General features: G+C 70.9%; 14 protein-coding genes. 5 read left to right on the forward strand and 9 right to left on the reverse strand.

The window, feature by feature from the left end:
- The first annotated feature begins 163 nt into the window (after positions 1–163).
- Complete coding sequence (locus RWH43_RS00070) at positions 164–568, forward strand: DUF1844 domain-containing protein (protein WP_144831722.1); 405 nt, start codon at positions 164–166, stop codon at positions 566–568.
- 196 nt (positions 569–764) lie between these two features.
- On the opposite strand, the gene RWH43_RS00075 is transcribed toward RWH43_RS00070, so the two are convergent.
- From RWH43_RS00075 to RWH43_RS00100, 6 genes are read right to left on the reverse strand one after another with little or no spacing between them, the layout of a single operon-like run.
- Positions 765–1565 (reverse strand): SseB family protein, encoded by an 801-nt coding sequence (locus tag RWH43_RS00075; protein WP_316000347.1) that lies wholly within the window; start codon positions 1563–1565, stop codon positions 765–767.
- Positions 1549–2295 carry a bifunctional 1-(5-phosphoribosyl)-5-((5-phosphoribosylamino)methylideneamino)imidazole-4-carboxamide isomerase/phosphoribosylanthranilate isomerase PriA gene (gene priA, locus RWH43_RS00080; protein ID WP_144828249.1) on the reverse strand — a complete coding sequence of 249 codons (747 nt, stop codon included), beginning with the start codon at positions 2293–2295 and terminating at the stop codon, positions 1549–1551. The genes RWH43_RS00075 and priA overlap by 17 nt, the downstream gene beginning before the upstream one ends.
- Positions 2296–2341: 46 nt before the next feature.
- Positions 2342–2992, reverse strand: a complete 651-nt coding sequence (gene hisH, locus RWH43_RS00085) for an imidazole glycerol phosphate synthase subunit HisH (protein ID WP_144828252.1) — start codon at positions 2990–2992, stop codon at positions 2342–2344.
- A complete protein-coding gene (gene hisB, locus RWH43_RS00090) occupies positions 2989–3603 on the reverse strand; it encodes an imidazoleglycerol-phosphate dehydratase HisB (RefSeq protein WP_144828255.1) in 615 nt (204 codons plus the stop codon). Before hisB ends, hisH begins: the two co-directional genes overlap by 4 nt.
- Complete coding sequence (locus tag RWH43_RS00095) at positions 3600–4694, reverse strand: histidinol-phosphate transaminase (RefSeq protein ID WP_144828258.1); 1095 nt, start codon at positions 4692–4694, stop codon at positions 3600–3602. Before RWH43_RS00095 ends, hisB begins: the two co-directional genes overlap by 4 nt.
- Before the next feature lie 58 nt (positions 4695–4752).
- A complete protein-coding gene (locus RWH43_RS00100; protein ID WP_144828260.1) occupies positions 4753–5103 on the reverse strand; it encodes a LysM peptidoglycan-binding domain-containing protein in 351 nt (116 codons plus the stop codon).
- Positions 5104–5359: 256 nt separating this feature from the next.
- Here RWH43_RS00100 and lexA point away from each other — a divergent pair, with 256 nt between their 5' ends.
- Both lexA and RWH43_RS00110 read left to right on the forward strand, forming a co-directional pair.
- The gene (lexA, locus tag RWH43_RS00105) at positions 5360–6049 is read left to right on the forward strand and encodes a transcriptional repressor LexA (RefSeq protein ID WP_144828263.1); all 690 of its coding nucleotides are present in this window, start codon (positions 5360–5362) and stop codon (positions 6047–6049) included.
- 148 nt (positions 6050–6197) lie between these two features.
- Entirely contained in the window at positions 6198–8084 is a 1887-nt protein-coding gene (locus tag RWH43_RS00110) for a S9 family peptidase (RefSeq protein WP_316000348.1), read from the forward strand.
- 35 nt (positions 8085–8119) lie between these two features.
- Here the strand turns inward: RWH43_RS00110 and zapE are convergent, their stop codons facing one another.
- Both zapE and hflX read right to left on the reverse strand, forming a co-directional pair.
- Entirely contained in the window at positions 8120–9112 is a 993-nt protein-coding gene (zapE, locus tag RWH43_RS00115) for a cell division protein ZapE (RefSeq protein ID WP_260979663.1), read from the reverse strand.
- A 119-nt stretch (positions 9113–9231) separates the two neighbouring features.
- A complete protein-coding gene (gene hflX, locus RWH43_RS00120; RefSeq protein ID WP_144828270.1) occupies positions 9232–10749 on the reverse strand; it encodes a GTPase HflX in 1518 nt (505 codons plus the stop codon).
- Between the two features lie 86 nt (positions 10750–10835).
- Between hflX and RWH43_RS00125 the strand changes: the two genes are divergently transcribed.
- Entirely contained in the window at positions 10836–11480 is a 645-nt protein-coding gene (locus RWH43_RS00125; RefSeq protein ID WP_144828273.1) for a class I SAM-dependent methyltransferase, read from the forward strand.
- Positions 11481–11526: 46 nt separating this feature from the next.
- On the opposite strand, the gene dapF is transcribed toward RWH43_RS00125, so the two are convergent.
- Positions 11527–12381, reverse strand: a complete 855-nt coding sequence (gene dapF / locus RWH43_RS00130) for a diaminopimelate epimerase (protein ID WP_154095910.1) — start codon at positions 12379–12381, stop codon at positions 11527–11529.
- A gap of 65 nt (positions 12382–12446) precedes the next feature.
- Between dapF and RWH43_RS00135 the strand changes: the two genes are divergently transcribed.
- Positions 12447–13109, forward strand: a complete 663-nt coding sequence (locus tag RWH43_RS00135; RefSeq protein WP_154095911.1) for a pentapeptide repeat-containing protein — start codon at positions 12447–12449, stop codon at positions 13107–13109.
- Positions 13110–13121 lie beyond the last annotated feature (12 nt).

The raw sequence follows: 13121 nt of genomic DNA on the forward strand, positions 1-13121 counted from the left end.
CTGCACCCAGGCAACCCCGTGGAACACGGAGCGGAGTGCGGGAACCCGGTAGCCTGGAGCGGCAAGCGCGGGTGGGATGTGATCCTCTTTCGTACGGAGTGAAACACTCCGAAGCCCGCCATAGTCTAGCAGAGAGAACCCCGTGACCACGATTCCCCCCGACATGCCCACCGAAGACCACTCCGCGCACCGCCACGGAGCAGGAGACGAGCGTCTGGCCCGCTGGGAGGAACAGGAGCGCGCGGCGTCCTCCGCCACCCGCGACATCGCCGACGTCCCTGCCGTCGAGGTCATCACCACGGCCGCCGTCCACCTCATGAGCGCTGCCGCCGTCAAGACCGGCCTGGCCGACGACCCGGGCCAGCAGCTCGACCTCGACGAAGCCCGCAAGCTCATCAACGCCCTGGCCGGACTCATCACCGCCGGCGCCCCCGAGATCAGCGACATGCACGCGCGCTCGCTGCGCGACGGCCTACGCTCCCTGCAACTCGCGTTCCGCGAGGCGTCGACGATCCAGGACCCCATTGGCAAGGGGCCGGGCGAGAAGTGGACGGGTCCCGTCACGTAATTCCGTCGTTCTGGGGGTACCGGGCTCCGTGATGCCCCCTTCCCAAGGCAAGAGCGGGGCCCCTTCCCCGATTGCCCTGGGGAGGGGGCATCACTGCGCCCTGCCCTCCGCAGGCCGCCCTCTTCCGTGCCACCCGCGGGGGTATGACGGCGGTGGGAGGTCCCTGAGCCTGTCGAAGGGACCGGGACCCGAGCGATCAGGCCTCGCTGCTGCGGTGGAGCTTGACCGTCAGGGAATCCACGAGGACGGCGATGCGATCATCGGCCGCCCACCGGCGCGCGAGGCGTGCGAGCACGGCATCCAATTCCTCCTGCTCGAGCCCCGACATCAGCTGAAGGTGCACGACGAGTTCCGGTCCGCGCAGGCGCCCCGAGGGATCGCCCGACTCCACCGCGAGGTCGAGCACAGCCAGCTCGCCCGAGATGCTCTCGTGCAGACCCGTGAAGATCGTGGGCGACGTGTGCGCCGGCTCCCACGGCTCGCCCTGGGCGATGGCCCACACCGCGGGTCGACGCAGGACGAACTCCGTCTCGGACGCCGGGTCGATCACGATGAGCTCGGTGTCTTCGGATGCCGCGGCGAGAGCCGTGCGCCGACCGTCCGCTGGCACGGGGCGGGCCGTGGCGTCCCAGGTCTGCAGCGCCGTCACCGAGGTGAACACGGGGAGCACCTTGCGACCGTCGGGAGCGGCGACCGTGACGATCGAGAGCTCCTGCGTCTTGTCGACCTCGAGGCCGTGCGCGCCGACACCGTGATCGCCCTTCTCGGCGACCAGCGGGATCAGCAGACGCGCCGTGCGGTAGGCGTCGACGATGGCGCGTGCATCGCCCTCCCCCGCGCGGAACGCGAGAAGAGCGGCCAGCAGCGCCGGGTCGGCGGATCCGTCGTCACCGGAGTGCGGGTTCGACTCGAATCGGCGGCCCTCCCACGGGACGCCGGCGGAATCCGCGTGGGCGCCGTGAGCGTGGTCGTGCGGATCGTCAGTGTCCGGCGACATCCAGCGCCTCAGCGAGGGTGAACTGCCCCGCGTAGAGAGCCTTGCCGACGATCGCGCCCTCGACGCCGAGCGGCACCAGCTCCCGCAGCGCGGCGATGTCGTCGAGGCTTGAGACGCCACCCGAGGCGACGATCGGCTTGGGCGTGCGCTGGGTCATCTCGCGCAGCAGTTCGATGTTCGGGCCGCGCAGCGTGCCGTCCTTGGTCACGTCGGTGACGACATAGCGGCTGCATCCGGCGTCTTCGAGGCGCTGGAGCACGGTCCACAGGTCGCCGCCGTCACGGGTCCACCCGCGTGCGGCCAGCGTGGTGCCGCGCACGTCGAGGCCGACCGCGATCGCCTCGCCGTAGCGGTTGATGACGTCGGCCGCCCACTCGGGGTTCTCGAGAGCTGCCGTACCGAGGTTGATGCGGCTCGCACCGCTCTCCAGAGCGGCTTCGAGCGAACGGTCGTCGCGGATGCCGCCGGAGAGCTCGACCTGCACACCCTTGACCTGCTTGATGACCTTGCGCATGACGCTCGCGTTGCTGCCTCGACCGAAGGCTGCGTCGAGATCGACCAGGTGGATCCACTGGGCACCCTGGCGAGCGAAGTCGGCGGCGGCGTCGACGGGGTCGCCGTAGCTGGTCTCGGTACCGGCCTCACCCTGGGTCAGACGGACGGCCTTGCCGTCGGCGACGTCGACCGCGGGAAGCAGCACAAGTTCGGGCGTGGACGCGAAATCGTTCATGGCTCCTCGCACCCTTCGGCGCATCTCGCCGAGCCGGGGCACGAGGTCACACAGTAGTCGCGCGCAGGCCGCCGATCCAATTGGACAGCAAGCGGATGCCGGCTTCTCCCGACTTCTCGGGGTGGAACTGCGTCGCGGCCAGCGGCCCGTTCTCGACGGCGGCGATGAACGGCGCACCGTAGGTGCACCACGTGACCGAGGGCTGAGGGAAGGGCGGGGTGACCTCGAGCGACCACTCCTGCGCGGCGTAGGAGTGCACGAAATAGAAGCGCTCGTTCTCGATGCCCTCGAACAGGCGCGAGCCCTCTCCGGCGGTGACGGTGTTCCAACCCATGTGCGGCAGGACCGGTGCGGCGAGCTCGCCGACGGTGCCGGGCCACTCCCCCAGACCCGGGGTGTCGGTGCCGCGCTCGATCCCGCGCTCGAACATCACCTGCATACCGACGCAGATGCCGAGCACCGGCCGACCTCCCGCGAGGCGTCGGTCGATGATCTCGCCGCCGCGGCTGGCGTTGAGCGCGCCCATGACGGCGCTGAACGCACCGACTCCCGGCACGAGCAGTCCATCGGCGTCGAGAAGGAGCGAACGGTCGGAGGTCAGGCGGGCGTCCGCCCCAGCCTCGACCAGCGCCTTGACCGCCGAGTGGACGTTGCCCGACCCGTAATCGAGGACCGCGACGACGGGCTTCGAGGTCACAACGCTCCCTTGGTGCTGGGGATGCCGTCGACCAGGGGGTCGAGGGCCTTCGCCTGACGGAAGGCGCGGGCGAGCGCCTTGTACTCGGCCTCGGCGATGTGGTGGGGGTCGCGTCCGCCCAGGACGCGCACGTGCACCGTCAGACCGGCGTGGATCGAGATCGCCTCGAACGAGTGCCGCACGAGCGATCCGGTGAAGTGACCGCCGATGAGGTGGTGCTCGAACCCGACGGGCTCCCCGGTGTGCACGAGGTAGGGACGCCCGCTGATGTCGACGACGGCCTGCGCGAGCGCCTCGTCGAGGGGGACGAGGGCGTCGCCGTACCGCGCGATGCCCGACTTGTCGCCGAGCGCCTGACGGATGGCCTGACCGAGCACGATCGAGGTGTCTTCGACGGTGTGGTGGGCGTCGATGTGGGTGTCGCCGGTCGAGCGGACGCGCAGGTCGGTGAGCGAGTGCTTCGCGAACGCCGTGAGCATGTGGTCGAAGAACGGCACGCTCGTGGAGATGTCGCTGGTGCCGCGGCCGTCGAGGTCGAGCTCGAGTTCGACGCGGGACTCGCTCGTCTCGCGGGTGATCGAGGCGGTGCGGGGCGAGGCGGGGCCGGTCATGACCGCGATCCTACCGAGGCCAGTGCGTCGAGGAACGCCGTGGTCTCGTCGGCCGTGCCCGCCGTCACGCGCAGGTGGTGAGCGATCCCGACGTCGCGGATCAGCACTCCCCGGTCGTACAGGGCCTTCCACGTGGCCGCAGGGTCGTCGACCCCGCCGAACAGCACGAAGTTCGTCCACGACTCGTGGGCGGTGTAGCCGAGGGCGGCCACGGTCGCCGAGATCCGGTCGCGCTGGGCGACGATCTCGTCGACCATCGACAGCATCGTGTCGGCGTGCGCGAGGGCGGCGGTCGCCGCCGCCTGCGTGAGCGCACTGAGGTGGTAGGGCAGCCGTACGAGGCGCAGGGCGTCGACGAGCGCGGGATCGGCGGCGAGGTAGCCCACGCGCGCTCCGGCGAAGGCGAAGGCCTTGCTCATCGTGCGCGAGACGACCAGGCGCGGACGACCGGGCAGCAGCGAGACCGCGGAGGGCTCGTCGCGGGGGGCGAACTCCTCGTACGCCTCGTCGACGATGACGATGCCGTCGGTGGCGTCGTAGACGGCCTGAACGACGTCGAGGCGAAGAGGCGTTCCGGTGGGGTTGTTCGGGGCGCACAGGAACACGATGTCGGGGCGGCGCTCGCGCACCTGCGCGGCGGCCGATTCCGCGGTGAGCGAGAAGTCGTGCTCGCGCTCGCCCGCGATCCAGGAGGCGCCGGTGGCCCGCGTCAGGATCGGGTACATCGAGTAGGTCGGGGCGAAGCCCATCGCGGTGCGGCCGGGGCCGCCGAACGCCTGGAGGATGTGCTGCAGGACCTCGTTCGAGCCGTTGGCCGCCCAGATCTGCTCGGGAGACAGCCCGTGACCCAGGTAGCCGGCGAAGGCCTCCCGCAGACCGGTGAACTCTCGGTCGGGGTAGCGGTTGACGTCGCGCAGGGCCCGGGCGACGGCGTCGAGAATGTCGTCGGCGACCTCTTGAGGAACCGGGTGGGTGTTCTCGTTGACGTTCAGCGCGACGGGAAGGGCCGCCTGCGGGGCACCGTACGGGGTCATACCCCGGAGATCGTCGCGGAGAGGCAGGTCGTCAAGGCGCACAGTCACCTCACCCATGGTAGGCGGCGACGACGGCCGTGGATCACGACCACAGCTCGCGGCGAGAGCTCGCGAGTCAGCCGACGGGGGCGTAGGCGGCCGGGATGGCGATTCGCTGTCCTGCCGTGACGTTTCCGCCCGAGAGGGCGTTGAGGCGCGTGATCTCGGCGACGACGTCGCGCGGGTCGGCTGCCGGCGCCAGGTCTTCGGCGATCGACCACAGCGTGTCGCCGCTCATGACGGTCATTTCGGCGAACGAACCGGCGGGGGCGCCGGCCTCGCCGGACGCGAGGGCGGACCCGCCACCGACGACCGCGATGCCGAGCGCGATGGCGAGGGGAAGGGCGACGAGGAAGGCGACGACGCGGCGCCCGCGGGCGGTGATGCGCAGGCGGGTGGTCGGTGCGGTGAGGGCGATGCTGCTCATGATGTGCTCCTTGGTGGAGAGATTCGCACCCCGCCCTCGGCCGGGAGGACGGTGGTGCGAATCTGTATTCCGAATCTATCTTCGATACTTTCGATGTGTCAACACCCCGTGTCTCGGAGACCGATCGAACGCGACACGCGCGAGGCTCCGTGTCATTCGGGTCGTCCACCGGATACGGTTTCGACACGGAGACCTCACCACCAACCTCCGACATTCGAATTTCCGCCGTGATTTCCGCGGCGCGAGGGGAGCACAGATGACCGACGCGACGACCGCCGCCGGCCGCGAGCGGCCGCAGACCCGGCGACGCAAGAGCCTCAGCGACAAGCAGCTCGCGATCCTCGAGGTCATCCAGCGCTCGATCGCCCGGCACGGCTATCCGCCGAGCATGCGCGAGATCGGCGACGCCGTCGGACTCAAGTCGCTGTCGAGCGTCACCCACCAGCTGAACCAGCTCGAACTCAGCGGCTACCTGCGACGCGACCCCGGCAAGACGCGCGCGATGGAGGTGCTGATCGACCTCCCCGGTGCCGCGGCCGAGAACCCCGCCGACACCGCGCCCGCGCTCGGCGACGCTGCCCTCGTGCCCCTCGTCGGCCGGATCGCCGCCGGTGTGCCGATCACCGCCGATCAGCAGGTCGAGGAGATCTTCCCCCTCCCCCGTCAGCTCGTCGGCAAGGGCGAGCTGTTCATGCTGAAGGTCTCGGGCGACTCCATGATCGACGCGGCCATCTGCGACGGCGACTGGGTCGTCGTCCGGTCGCAGGCGAACGCCGAGAACGGCGAGATCGTCGCCGCGATGCTCGACGGAGAGGCCACGGTGAAGACCTTCCGCCGCCGCGACGGCCACATGTGGCTCCTCCCCCGCAACAGCGCGTTCGAGCCGATCCTGGGCGACGATGCCGTCGTCCTCGGTCGCGTGGTCGCGGTTCTCCGCGCCGTCTGAGCAGGGCACCGGGGGTCGGACGCCCGCCCGCACAGCGGCATCCGGCCCTCGACGTCGTCACACGTTGCCCGGCGCGCCGGATCCGGAGATTCGCCCCGCCGTCGTGACGGCATCCGCGGATGTCGGAGGCCCTGCCTAGGGTGGAGGCATGGCTGACACCCTCCCCTACGGTTCCTGGCCCTCCCCGATCACGCCCGAGTCCGTCGCGCAGGCGTCACCGCGCGTCGACGGGGCTCGGCTCGTGGGCGACGAGGTGTGGTGGGGCGAATCCGTGCCGCACGAGGCCGGCCGCGTCGCCGTCAAGCGTCGCCGGGTCGACGGCGCGGTCGAGACGGTGCTCCCCGCGCCCGCCAACGCCCGCTCCGCCGTGCACGAGTACGGCGGAGGCGCCTGGACCGCGTCCGACGACGGCGAGCTCTATTACGTCGAGAAGACCGATCAGCGCGTGTACGCCCTCCGTCCGGGCGACGCCGCCCGGCCCCTCACCCCCGCCGACGAGGCGGTGCGCCACGGCGGCCTGCGGTGGGAGCACGGCGTGCTCCTCGCCGTGCGAGAGACCCACGGCTCGTCCCGCGTTCCGCAGCGCGCGATCGTGCGCATCCCGCTCGACGGGTCGAGCGACGTCCTCGCCGAGGGCAGCGACTTCCTCGCCCAGCCGGCGCTCTCGCCGAGCGGCCGCCACCTCGCGTGGGTGGCGTGGAACCACCCCGACATGCCCTGGGACGCCACCTCGATCGAGGTCAAGAACCTCGCGACCGGAGAGGTGCGGCAGGTCGCGGGCGGCCCGCGCCGCGCACCGCTCCAACCCGTGTGGATCGCCGACGACGAACTGCTCTACGCCGACGATCCCGACGGTCGCTGGAACCTCTTCCGCCGTCCGCTCGAGGGTGACGCGCAAGCCCTGGCCCCCGCCGACGCCGATACGGGCGGCGGGCTCTGGGTCCTCGGTACCCGATGGTTCGGCGCAGCCTCCGACGGTCGCGTCGTCGCGGTGCGCACCGACGGCGCAGACGAGATCGTCGAGATCGCGCCCAGCGGCGTGCGCCCGGTCGACGTCCCGGTCGTGGCGGGGGCGGCGATCGACGACGTCCGCGGTGCCCGCGTGCTCGTGTCGGGTTCCGACGCCGGTGGGCGGTCGGGGCTCTGGCTCGTCGATCTCGACACCGGGGCGGTCGACCTCGTCACCGGCGGCGCCGGGTCGTGGGGCGACGAATGGATGCCGACGGCTCGGGCCCTCGAGACCGAGGGGCCGCACGGCACCGTGCACGCCTTCGCCTACGCGCCCACCCACCCCGACGTCGTCGCGCCCGCCGGAGAGCGACCTCCCTACGTCGTCCTCGTGCACGGCGGACCCACCTCGCACGTCGGGCCGGCCCCCTCGGCCAAGACGGCGTTCTTCACGAGCCGGGGCATCGGCGTGCTCGACGTCAACTACGGCGGCTCCACCGGGTACGGACGCGACTACCGCGACCGTCTCAAGGGCCAGTGGGGCGTCGTCGATGTGGACGACGTGGCAGCGGCGGCATCCGCTCTGGCAGACGCAGGGCTCGCCGATGCCGAGAGGATCGCCATCGCGGGCGGCTCAGCGGGCGGCTGGACGGTGCTGGCGGCCGTGACGCGCACCGACGTCTTCTCTGCCGGTATTTCGCGGTACGGCGTGGGCGACGCCCGCGCCCTGGCCGAAGACACCCACGATTTCGAAGCGCGGTACCTCGACGGGCTCATCGGCCCGCTCCCCGAGGCCGAAGCGGTCTACATCGAGCGGTCCCCTCTCGGGCGTCCCGAGCACTTCCGGGTTCCTCTGCTGATCCTGCAGGGCTCGGAAGACCGCGTCGTCCCGCCATCGCAGGCCGAGGCCATCCGCGACGCGCTGGCGGCGCACCACGTGCCGCACGCGTACGTCCTCTACGAGGGCGAGGGCCACGGCTTCCGTCGTTCCGAGACCGTGATCGACTCGCTCGAGCGCGAGCTCGGCTTCCTCGGCGCGGTGTTCGGGTTCGAAACGCCGGGCATGCCGGCCCTCCAGCTCGACTGACCACGCCGGCATCCCGGCTCTCGAGCTCGACCGATTCAGAGGGAGCGCAGCAGTCGCAGACGGCTCGCCATGCGGAACGCATCGGGTCGCCCCGCGCAGCGCCGCACGAACTCGTCGACCGGCACCACCGCCTGCACGTCGAGGCGCACGTCGGCGTCCACGAGGACGTCGATGAGGGCGACGAAGCGCTGCTGTGCGGCGGGGCCGACCTCGTCCAGCGGCGGAACGCCGATGATCGTCCAGTGCGGGTACCGCCGGCTCCAGTGCCGGTACTCCGACGCGGCGAGGGGCGTCTCGCAGAGCTGATCGAAGGTCGCGACGAGCGCCCCCTCCCCCGCGGACGCGACGGTGAAGACACGGTCGCGGACGACGAGCTGCCGGGACGACCCCGACATCACCGAAGACGCTCCCGTCGACCACGTGCCCGCGCGGAACCCCTGACGCATCGCGGGTGCGAGGGTTCGATAATCGATCGGCCCCTCGAGCGGGATCACGTCGAGATGGGTCGTCAACAGCGCGATCCCGGGCTCGAAGAGGTGGTGCCACACGGGGTCGGGAAGCAACTCGGACGGCGCGTAGTTGGACGTCGCCACCAGCGTTCCACCCCGGTCGACGAGGCGCTCGACCAGGCGCGTGAGGAGGATCGCGTCGCCGGGATCGTGGACGTGCAGCTCGTCGAAAAACACCAGACGGTCGGAGCCGACGACGTCGTCGATCGCGCGAGCCATGGCATCCGGCTCCGGGCGATGCGCGTGAATGCGCCGGTGCAGATCATCGAAGAAGCCCGAGAAGTGCACACGGGCGGCCCGACCGGGCGGAACGGCCGCGTAGACCGCATCGGCGAGCCAGGACTTGCCGCGCCCGGCAGGGCCGTGGAGGTACACACCCTTCGTCGGTCTCCCCTCGAGCGCGCGCGTCGCGGCGAGCGCCATCCGTCGCGCGACCGCCAGCTGCGCCGCATCCACCGCGAATCCCTCGCGCCGGGCGGCCTCCTCGACGGCGGCGAGGATCGGGACGAACGGTGGCACCGTCGAAGACTGGCACGCTGCGCTCCCCCGCCGAGGGGAGAAGCTCCACTGTCGAAACACGTCCCTCGACGACGGAAGGCCCCCACGCCGCAGCGAGAGGGCCTTCCGGATGCCGGTGGTCAGGCCTCGAAGGCCGACAGCTCGGCCGCGAGGCGAGCCCCCACGTGCGCGTGGATGAACGTTCCGCTCTCGCGGTGCTCCTGCGCGACGATGAGCCCGCTCTCGTGCACGGCCGAGACGAGGTCGCCGCGGTCGTACGGAACGACCGCCTGCACCTCGACGGCCGGCAGGGGCAGCGCGTCTTCGATCGCGGCCCGCAGCTCGTCGATGCCCTCACCGGTGCGCGACGACACGAACTTCGCGTTCGGTGCGAGACCGCGCAGCACGAGACGGTCGTCTTCGCTCACCAGGTCGGCCTTGTTGAAGACGACGATCTCCTGGCCGAAGTTCGCGTCGACGTCGCCCATCACGTCGCGGACCGTCATCAGCTGCGCAGCGGGGTCGGGATGCGAGGCGTCGACCACGTGCAGGATGACGTCGGCGTCGCCGACCTCCTCGAGCGTCGAGCGGAACGCCTCCACCAGCTGGTGCGGCAGATTGCGCACGAAGCCGACGGTGTCGGTCAACGTGTACACGCGACCGTCGCTCGTCTCGGAACGTCGCACCGTGGCATCCAGGGTCGCGAACAAGGCGTTCTCGACGAGCACTCCCGCGCTCGTGAGGCGATTGAGCAGGCTCGACTTCCCGGCGTTCGTGTACCCGGCGATGGCCACCGAAGGGATGGTGTGACGCTTGCGCTCGGCGCGCTTCGCCTCGCGGGCGGGGGCGAAGTCGCGAAGCTGCTTGCGCAGCAGCGCCATCTTCGTGCGGATGCGACGACGGTCGAGCTCGATCTTCGTCTCACCGGGACCACGCGATCCCATGCCGGCGCCGCCGGCGCCGACCTGTCCACCGGCCTGACGCGACATCGAGTCACCCCATCCGCGCAGGCGCGGGAGGAGGTATTCGAGTTGCGCGAGTTCGACCTGCGCCTTGCCCTCGCGGCTCTTCGCGTGCTGGCTGAAGATGTCGAGAATGACGGTGGTGCGGTCGATCACCTTGACCTTGACGACGTCTTCGAGAGCACGGCGCTGGCTGGGGGCGAGTTCGGTGTCGGCGATGACGGTGTCGGCCCCGACCGCGGCGACGATGTCGCGCAGCTCCGCGGCCTTGCCCCGACCGACATAGGTCGCGGGATCGGGGTGGGGGCGCCGCTGCAGCACGCCGTCGAGGACGACGGCTCCGGCGGTCTCGGCGAGAGCCGACAGCTCGCGCAGCGAGTTCTCGGCATCCGCCTGCTCGCCCTGCGGGTGCACGCCGACGAGCACGACGTTCTCGAGGCGCAGCTGGCGGTACTCGACCTCGGTGACGTCTTCGAGCTCGGTCGAGAGCCCGGCGACGCGACGCAGGGCGGCGCGTTCCTCACGATCCCACTGGTCGCCGTCGGCGTCGCCGCCGTACGCGGTCGTGGCGTCCTGCAGAGCCTGTGCCGCACCGAAGACCCGGACCCCGCGGTGCGCTTCGGCGCGCGAGAGCACGCGGTCCACCGGGTCAACCGGCGACGCGTCCGTGCTCGGGGGTGTGGTCTGTTCGGTCATGGGTTCCTTTCGTCGCGGGTGTTCCCGCGTGTTCTGGCACTTTATCCGGCCCAGCACCCAGGGGGCCGGTCCGATATCCTGACGTGATGGGGAGCGAGCACTACTTCAGCGCGTCGCCGTCGAGTCCCGAGCAGCTCCGCCGCATCCGCGTGACGCTTGCCGGGCGCGAACTCGAGGTGGTCACGGCGGGCGGCGTCTTCAGTCCCGACCATGTGGATGCCGGTACGTCCGTGCTCCTCGCGAACACCCCTCCCGCTCCCGCCGGCGGGAACTTCCTCGACCTGGGGTGCGGGTGGGGCCCGATCTCGCTGTCGCTGGCGCTCGCGTCACCGCACGCGACCGTGTGGGCGGTCGACGTCAACGAGCGTGCTCTCGATCTCGTGAGGCGCAATGCCGAGTCCCTCGGCATCACCAACATCAACGCGGTACGCCCCGAGGATGTTCCCGACGACGTGTCGTTCCGCACCATCCGGTCGAACCCGCCCATCCGCGTCGGCAAGAACGAACTGCACGGCATGCTCGAGCACTGGATCCCGCGCCTCTCCGAGCGCAGCGACGGGTGGTTCGTCGTGCAGCGCAATCTCGGATCCGACTCTCTGCAGCGGTGGCTCGCCGCGACGTTCCCGACCGGCTACAGCGTGCAACGCGCCGCGACCGCCAAGGGGTTCCGCGTGCTGCGGGTGCGCAAGCACGGCTCGCCGCCGAGCGAGCTCATCGACATCGTCCCCTGACGACCCCTCGGACCGAACCGATTGGCCGGGTGGCCGGCATCCGGGTTCAGGCGAGGGCGACTTCGCCGGTGAAGACGAGGGATGCCGGGCCGGAGAGCAGGACGCGTCCGTTCGCGACGCGCACGCCGAGCGTGCCGCCCGGGGTGTCGACGACCCACGAATCCGGTGCGGCGGATCCCGCCCAGTGGCGGACGGCCAGGGCGGCCGCGGCCACGCCCGTGCCGCAGCTGAGGGTCTCTCCCACACCGCGTTCGAACACGCGCAGGCGGATCGCTCCGACACCGTCGCGCACGAGCGGGTCGGCGGGTACCACGAACTCGACGTTGGCGCCGTGCGAGGGCGAGGGATCGAGCAGCGGCTGGTAGGTCAGGTCGAGGCCCTCGAGCTCCGCGTCCGACGAGAGCGCGACCACGACGTGCGGGTTGCCCACGTCGACACCGACGCCGGGCCGTGCGACCGGGAGTCCCTTCGCGCGCACCAGCGTCTCGCCCGGCTCGATCGCGAATTCACCCAGGTCGACCTCGTAACCGCGGTCGCTGCGCGTGAGGGTCTTGATCCCCGCACGCGTGCCGATACGCAGTCCCCCGTCGAGCGAGGCGAGTCCGGTGTCGCTCAGGTACCGCGCGAAGACACGCGTGCCATTGCCGCACATCTCCGCCTTCGAGCCGTCGGCGTTGCGGTAGTCCATGAACCATTCGGCCCCGGATGCCGCGGCATCCGCCCCCTCGTCGATGGCACGCGAGCGCACCACGCGCAGCAGGCCGTCGGCGCCGATGCCGAAGTGGCGGTCGCACAGCGCGGAGATCTGCGCGTCGGAGAGGTCGAGCTCGCCGTCGGGATCGGCGACCACCACGAAGTCGTTGCCGGTGCCGTGGCCCTTGGTGAACGGGAGAGTCGCCATGCCTCCAGTCTACGGACGGGCGGCGGCTAGGCTTTCCCGGCCCTCCCCTCGTCCCAGGAGCTCTCATGCCGAAGATCCCCGCCCTCGTCGCCCCGTCGTTCGACCGGCCGCCGCTGGACGATCTCGACCGGGGCGACCCGTCGCAGCTGACGCCCCGAGCCTCCCTCGAAGGGCTGTCTTTCCGCGATCTGCGCCTCGACGGACTCGACCTCGAGAGCGCCGACCTCGCGCTGTGCCGCGTCGTCGGCGTTCGCGCCCCCGAGGTCTCACTGCGGTACGCGAACGTGACGGAATCGGCCTGGAGCGGCTGGGACGTCCCCATCCTGCGCGCGGCGCGGGCGAGCTGGCGCGATCTCGAGATCGAGGGCACCCGCTCGGGGTCGGTCGAGGCCTACGAATCGACGTGGAACGGCGTGCACTTCGTCAACTGCCGCCTCGGATTCGTGAACCTGCGCGGCGCCCACCTGCAGGACATCGCGTTCACCGACTGCACGATCGACGAGCTCGACCTCGGGCAGTCGAAGGTCACCCGCTTCGCCGCCCCCGGCACGCGGATCTCGCAGCTCATCGTCGAACAGTCGACCTTGCAGCACGTCGATCTGCGCGGCGCCGATCTCGAGGGTCTCACGGGGCTCTCCGCCCTGCGCGGGGCCACGATCTCGTCACTGCAGCTGCAGCAGCTCGCTCCCCTGCTGGCGGCCGATCGCGGGATCAGCGTCCGCGACTGACGGCAGCGCCCC

The sequence above is a fragment of the Microbacterium algihabitans genome, assembly GCF_032464975.1.
Lineage (GTDB): Bacteria > Actinomycetota > Actinomycetes > Actinomycetales > Microbacteriaceae > Microbacterium > Microbacterium algihabitans.

Coding starts and splice junctions, on each gene's coding strand:
- RWH43_RS00075 (WP_316000347.1), bottom strand. CDS start 1,565: ATGTCGCCGGACACTGACGATCCGCACGACCACGCTCACGGCGCCCAC.
- priA (WP_144828249.1), bottom strand. CDS start 2,295: ATGAACGATTTCGCGTCCACGCCCGAACTTGTGCTGCTTCCCGCGGTC.
- RWH43_RS00100 (WP_144828260.1), bottom strand. CDS start 5,103: ATGAGCAGCATCGCCCTCACCGCACCGACCACCCGCCTGCGCATCACC.
- RWH43_RS00135 (WP_154095911.1), top strand. CDS start 12,447: ATGCCGAAGATCCCCGCCCTCGTCGCCCCGTCGTTCGACCGGCCGCCG.
- lexA (WP_144828263.1), top strand. CDS start 5,360: ATGACCGACGCGACGACCGCCGCCGGCCGCGAGCGGCCGCAGACCCGG.
- hisB (WP_144828255.1), bottom strand. CDS start 3,603: ATGACCGGCCCCGCCTCGCCCCGCACCGCCTCGATCACCCGCGAGACG.
- dapF (WP_154095910.1), bottom strand. CDS start 12,381: ATGGCGACTCTCCCGTTCACCAAGGGCCACGGCACCGGCAACGACTTC.
- RWH43_RS00110 (WP_316000348.1), top strand. CDS start 6,198: ATGGCTGACACCCTCCCCTACGGTTCCTGGCCCTCCCCGATCACGCCC.
- RWH43_RS00095 (WP_144828258.1), bottom strand. CDS start 4,694: ATGGGTGAGGTGACTGTGCGCCTTGACGACCTGCCTCTCCGCGACGAT.
- RWH43_RS00070 (WP_144831722.1), top strand. CDS start 164: ATGCCCACCGAAGACCACTCCGCGCACCGCCACGGAGCAGGAGACGAG.
- hflX (WP_144828270.1), bottom strand. CDS start 10,749: ATGACCGAACAGACCACACCCCCGAGCACGGACGCGTCGCCGGTTGAC.
- RWH43_RS00125 (WP_144828273.1), top strand. CDS start 10,836: ATGGGGAGCGAGCACTACTTCAGCGCGTCGCCGTCGAGTCCCGAGCAG.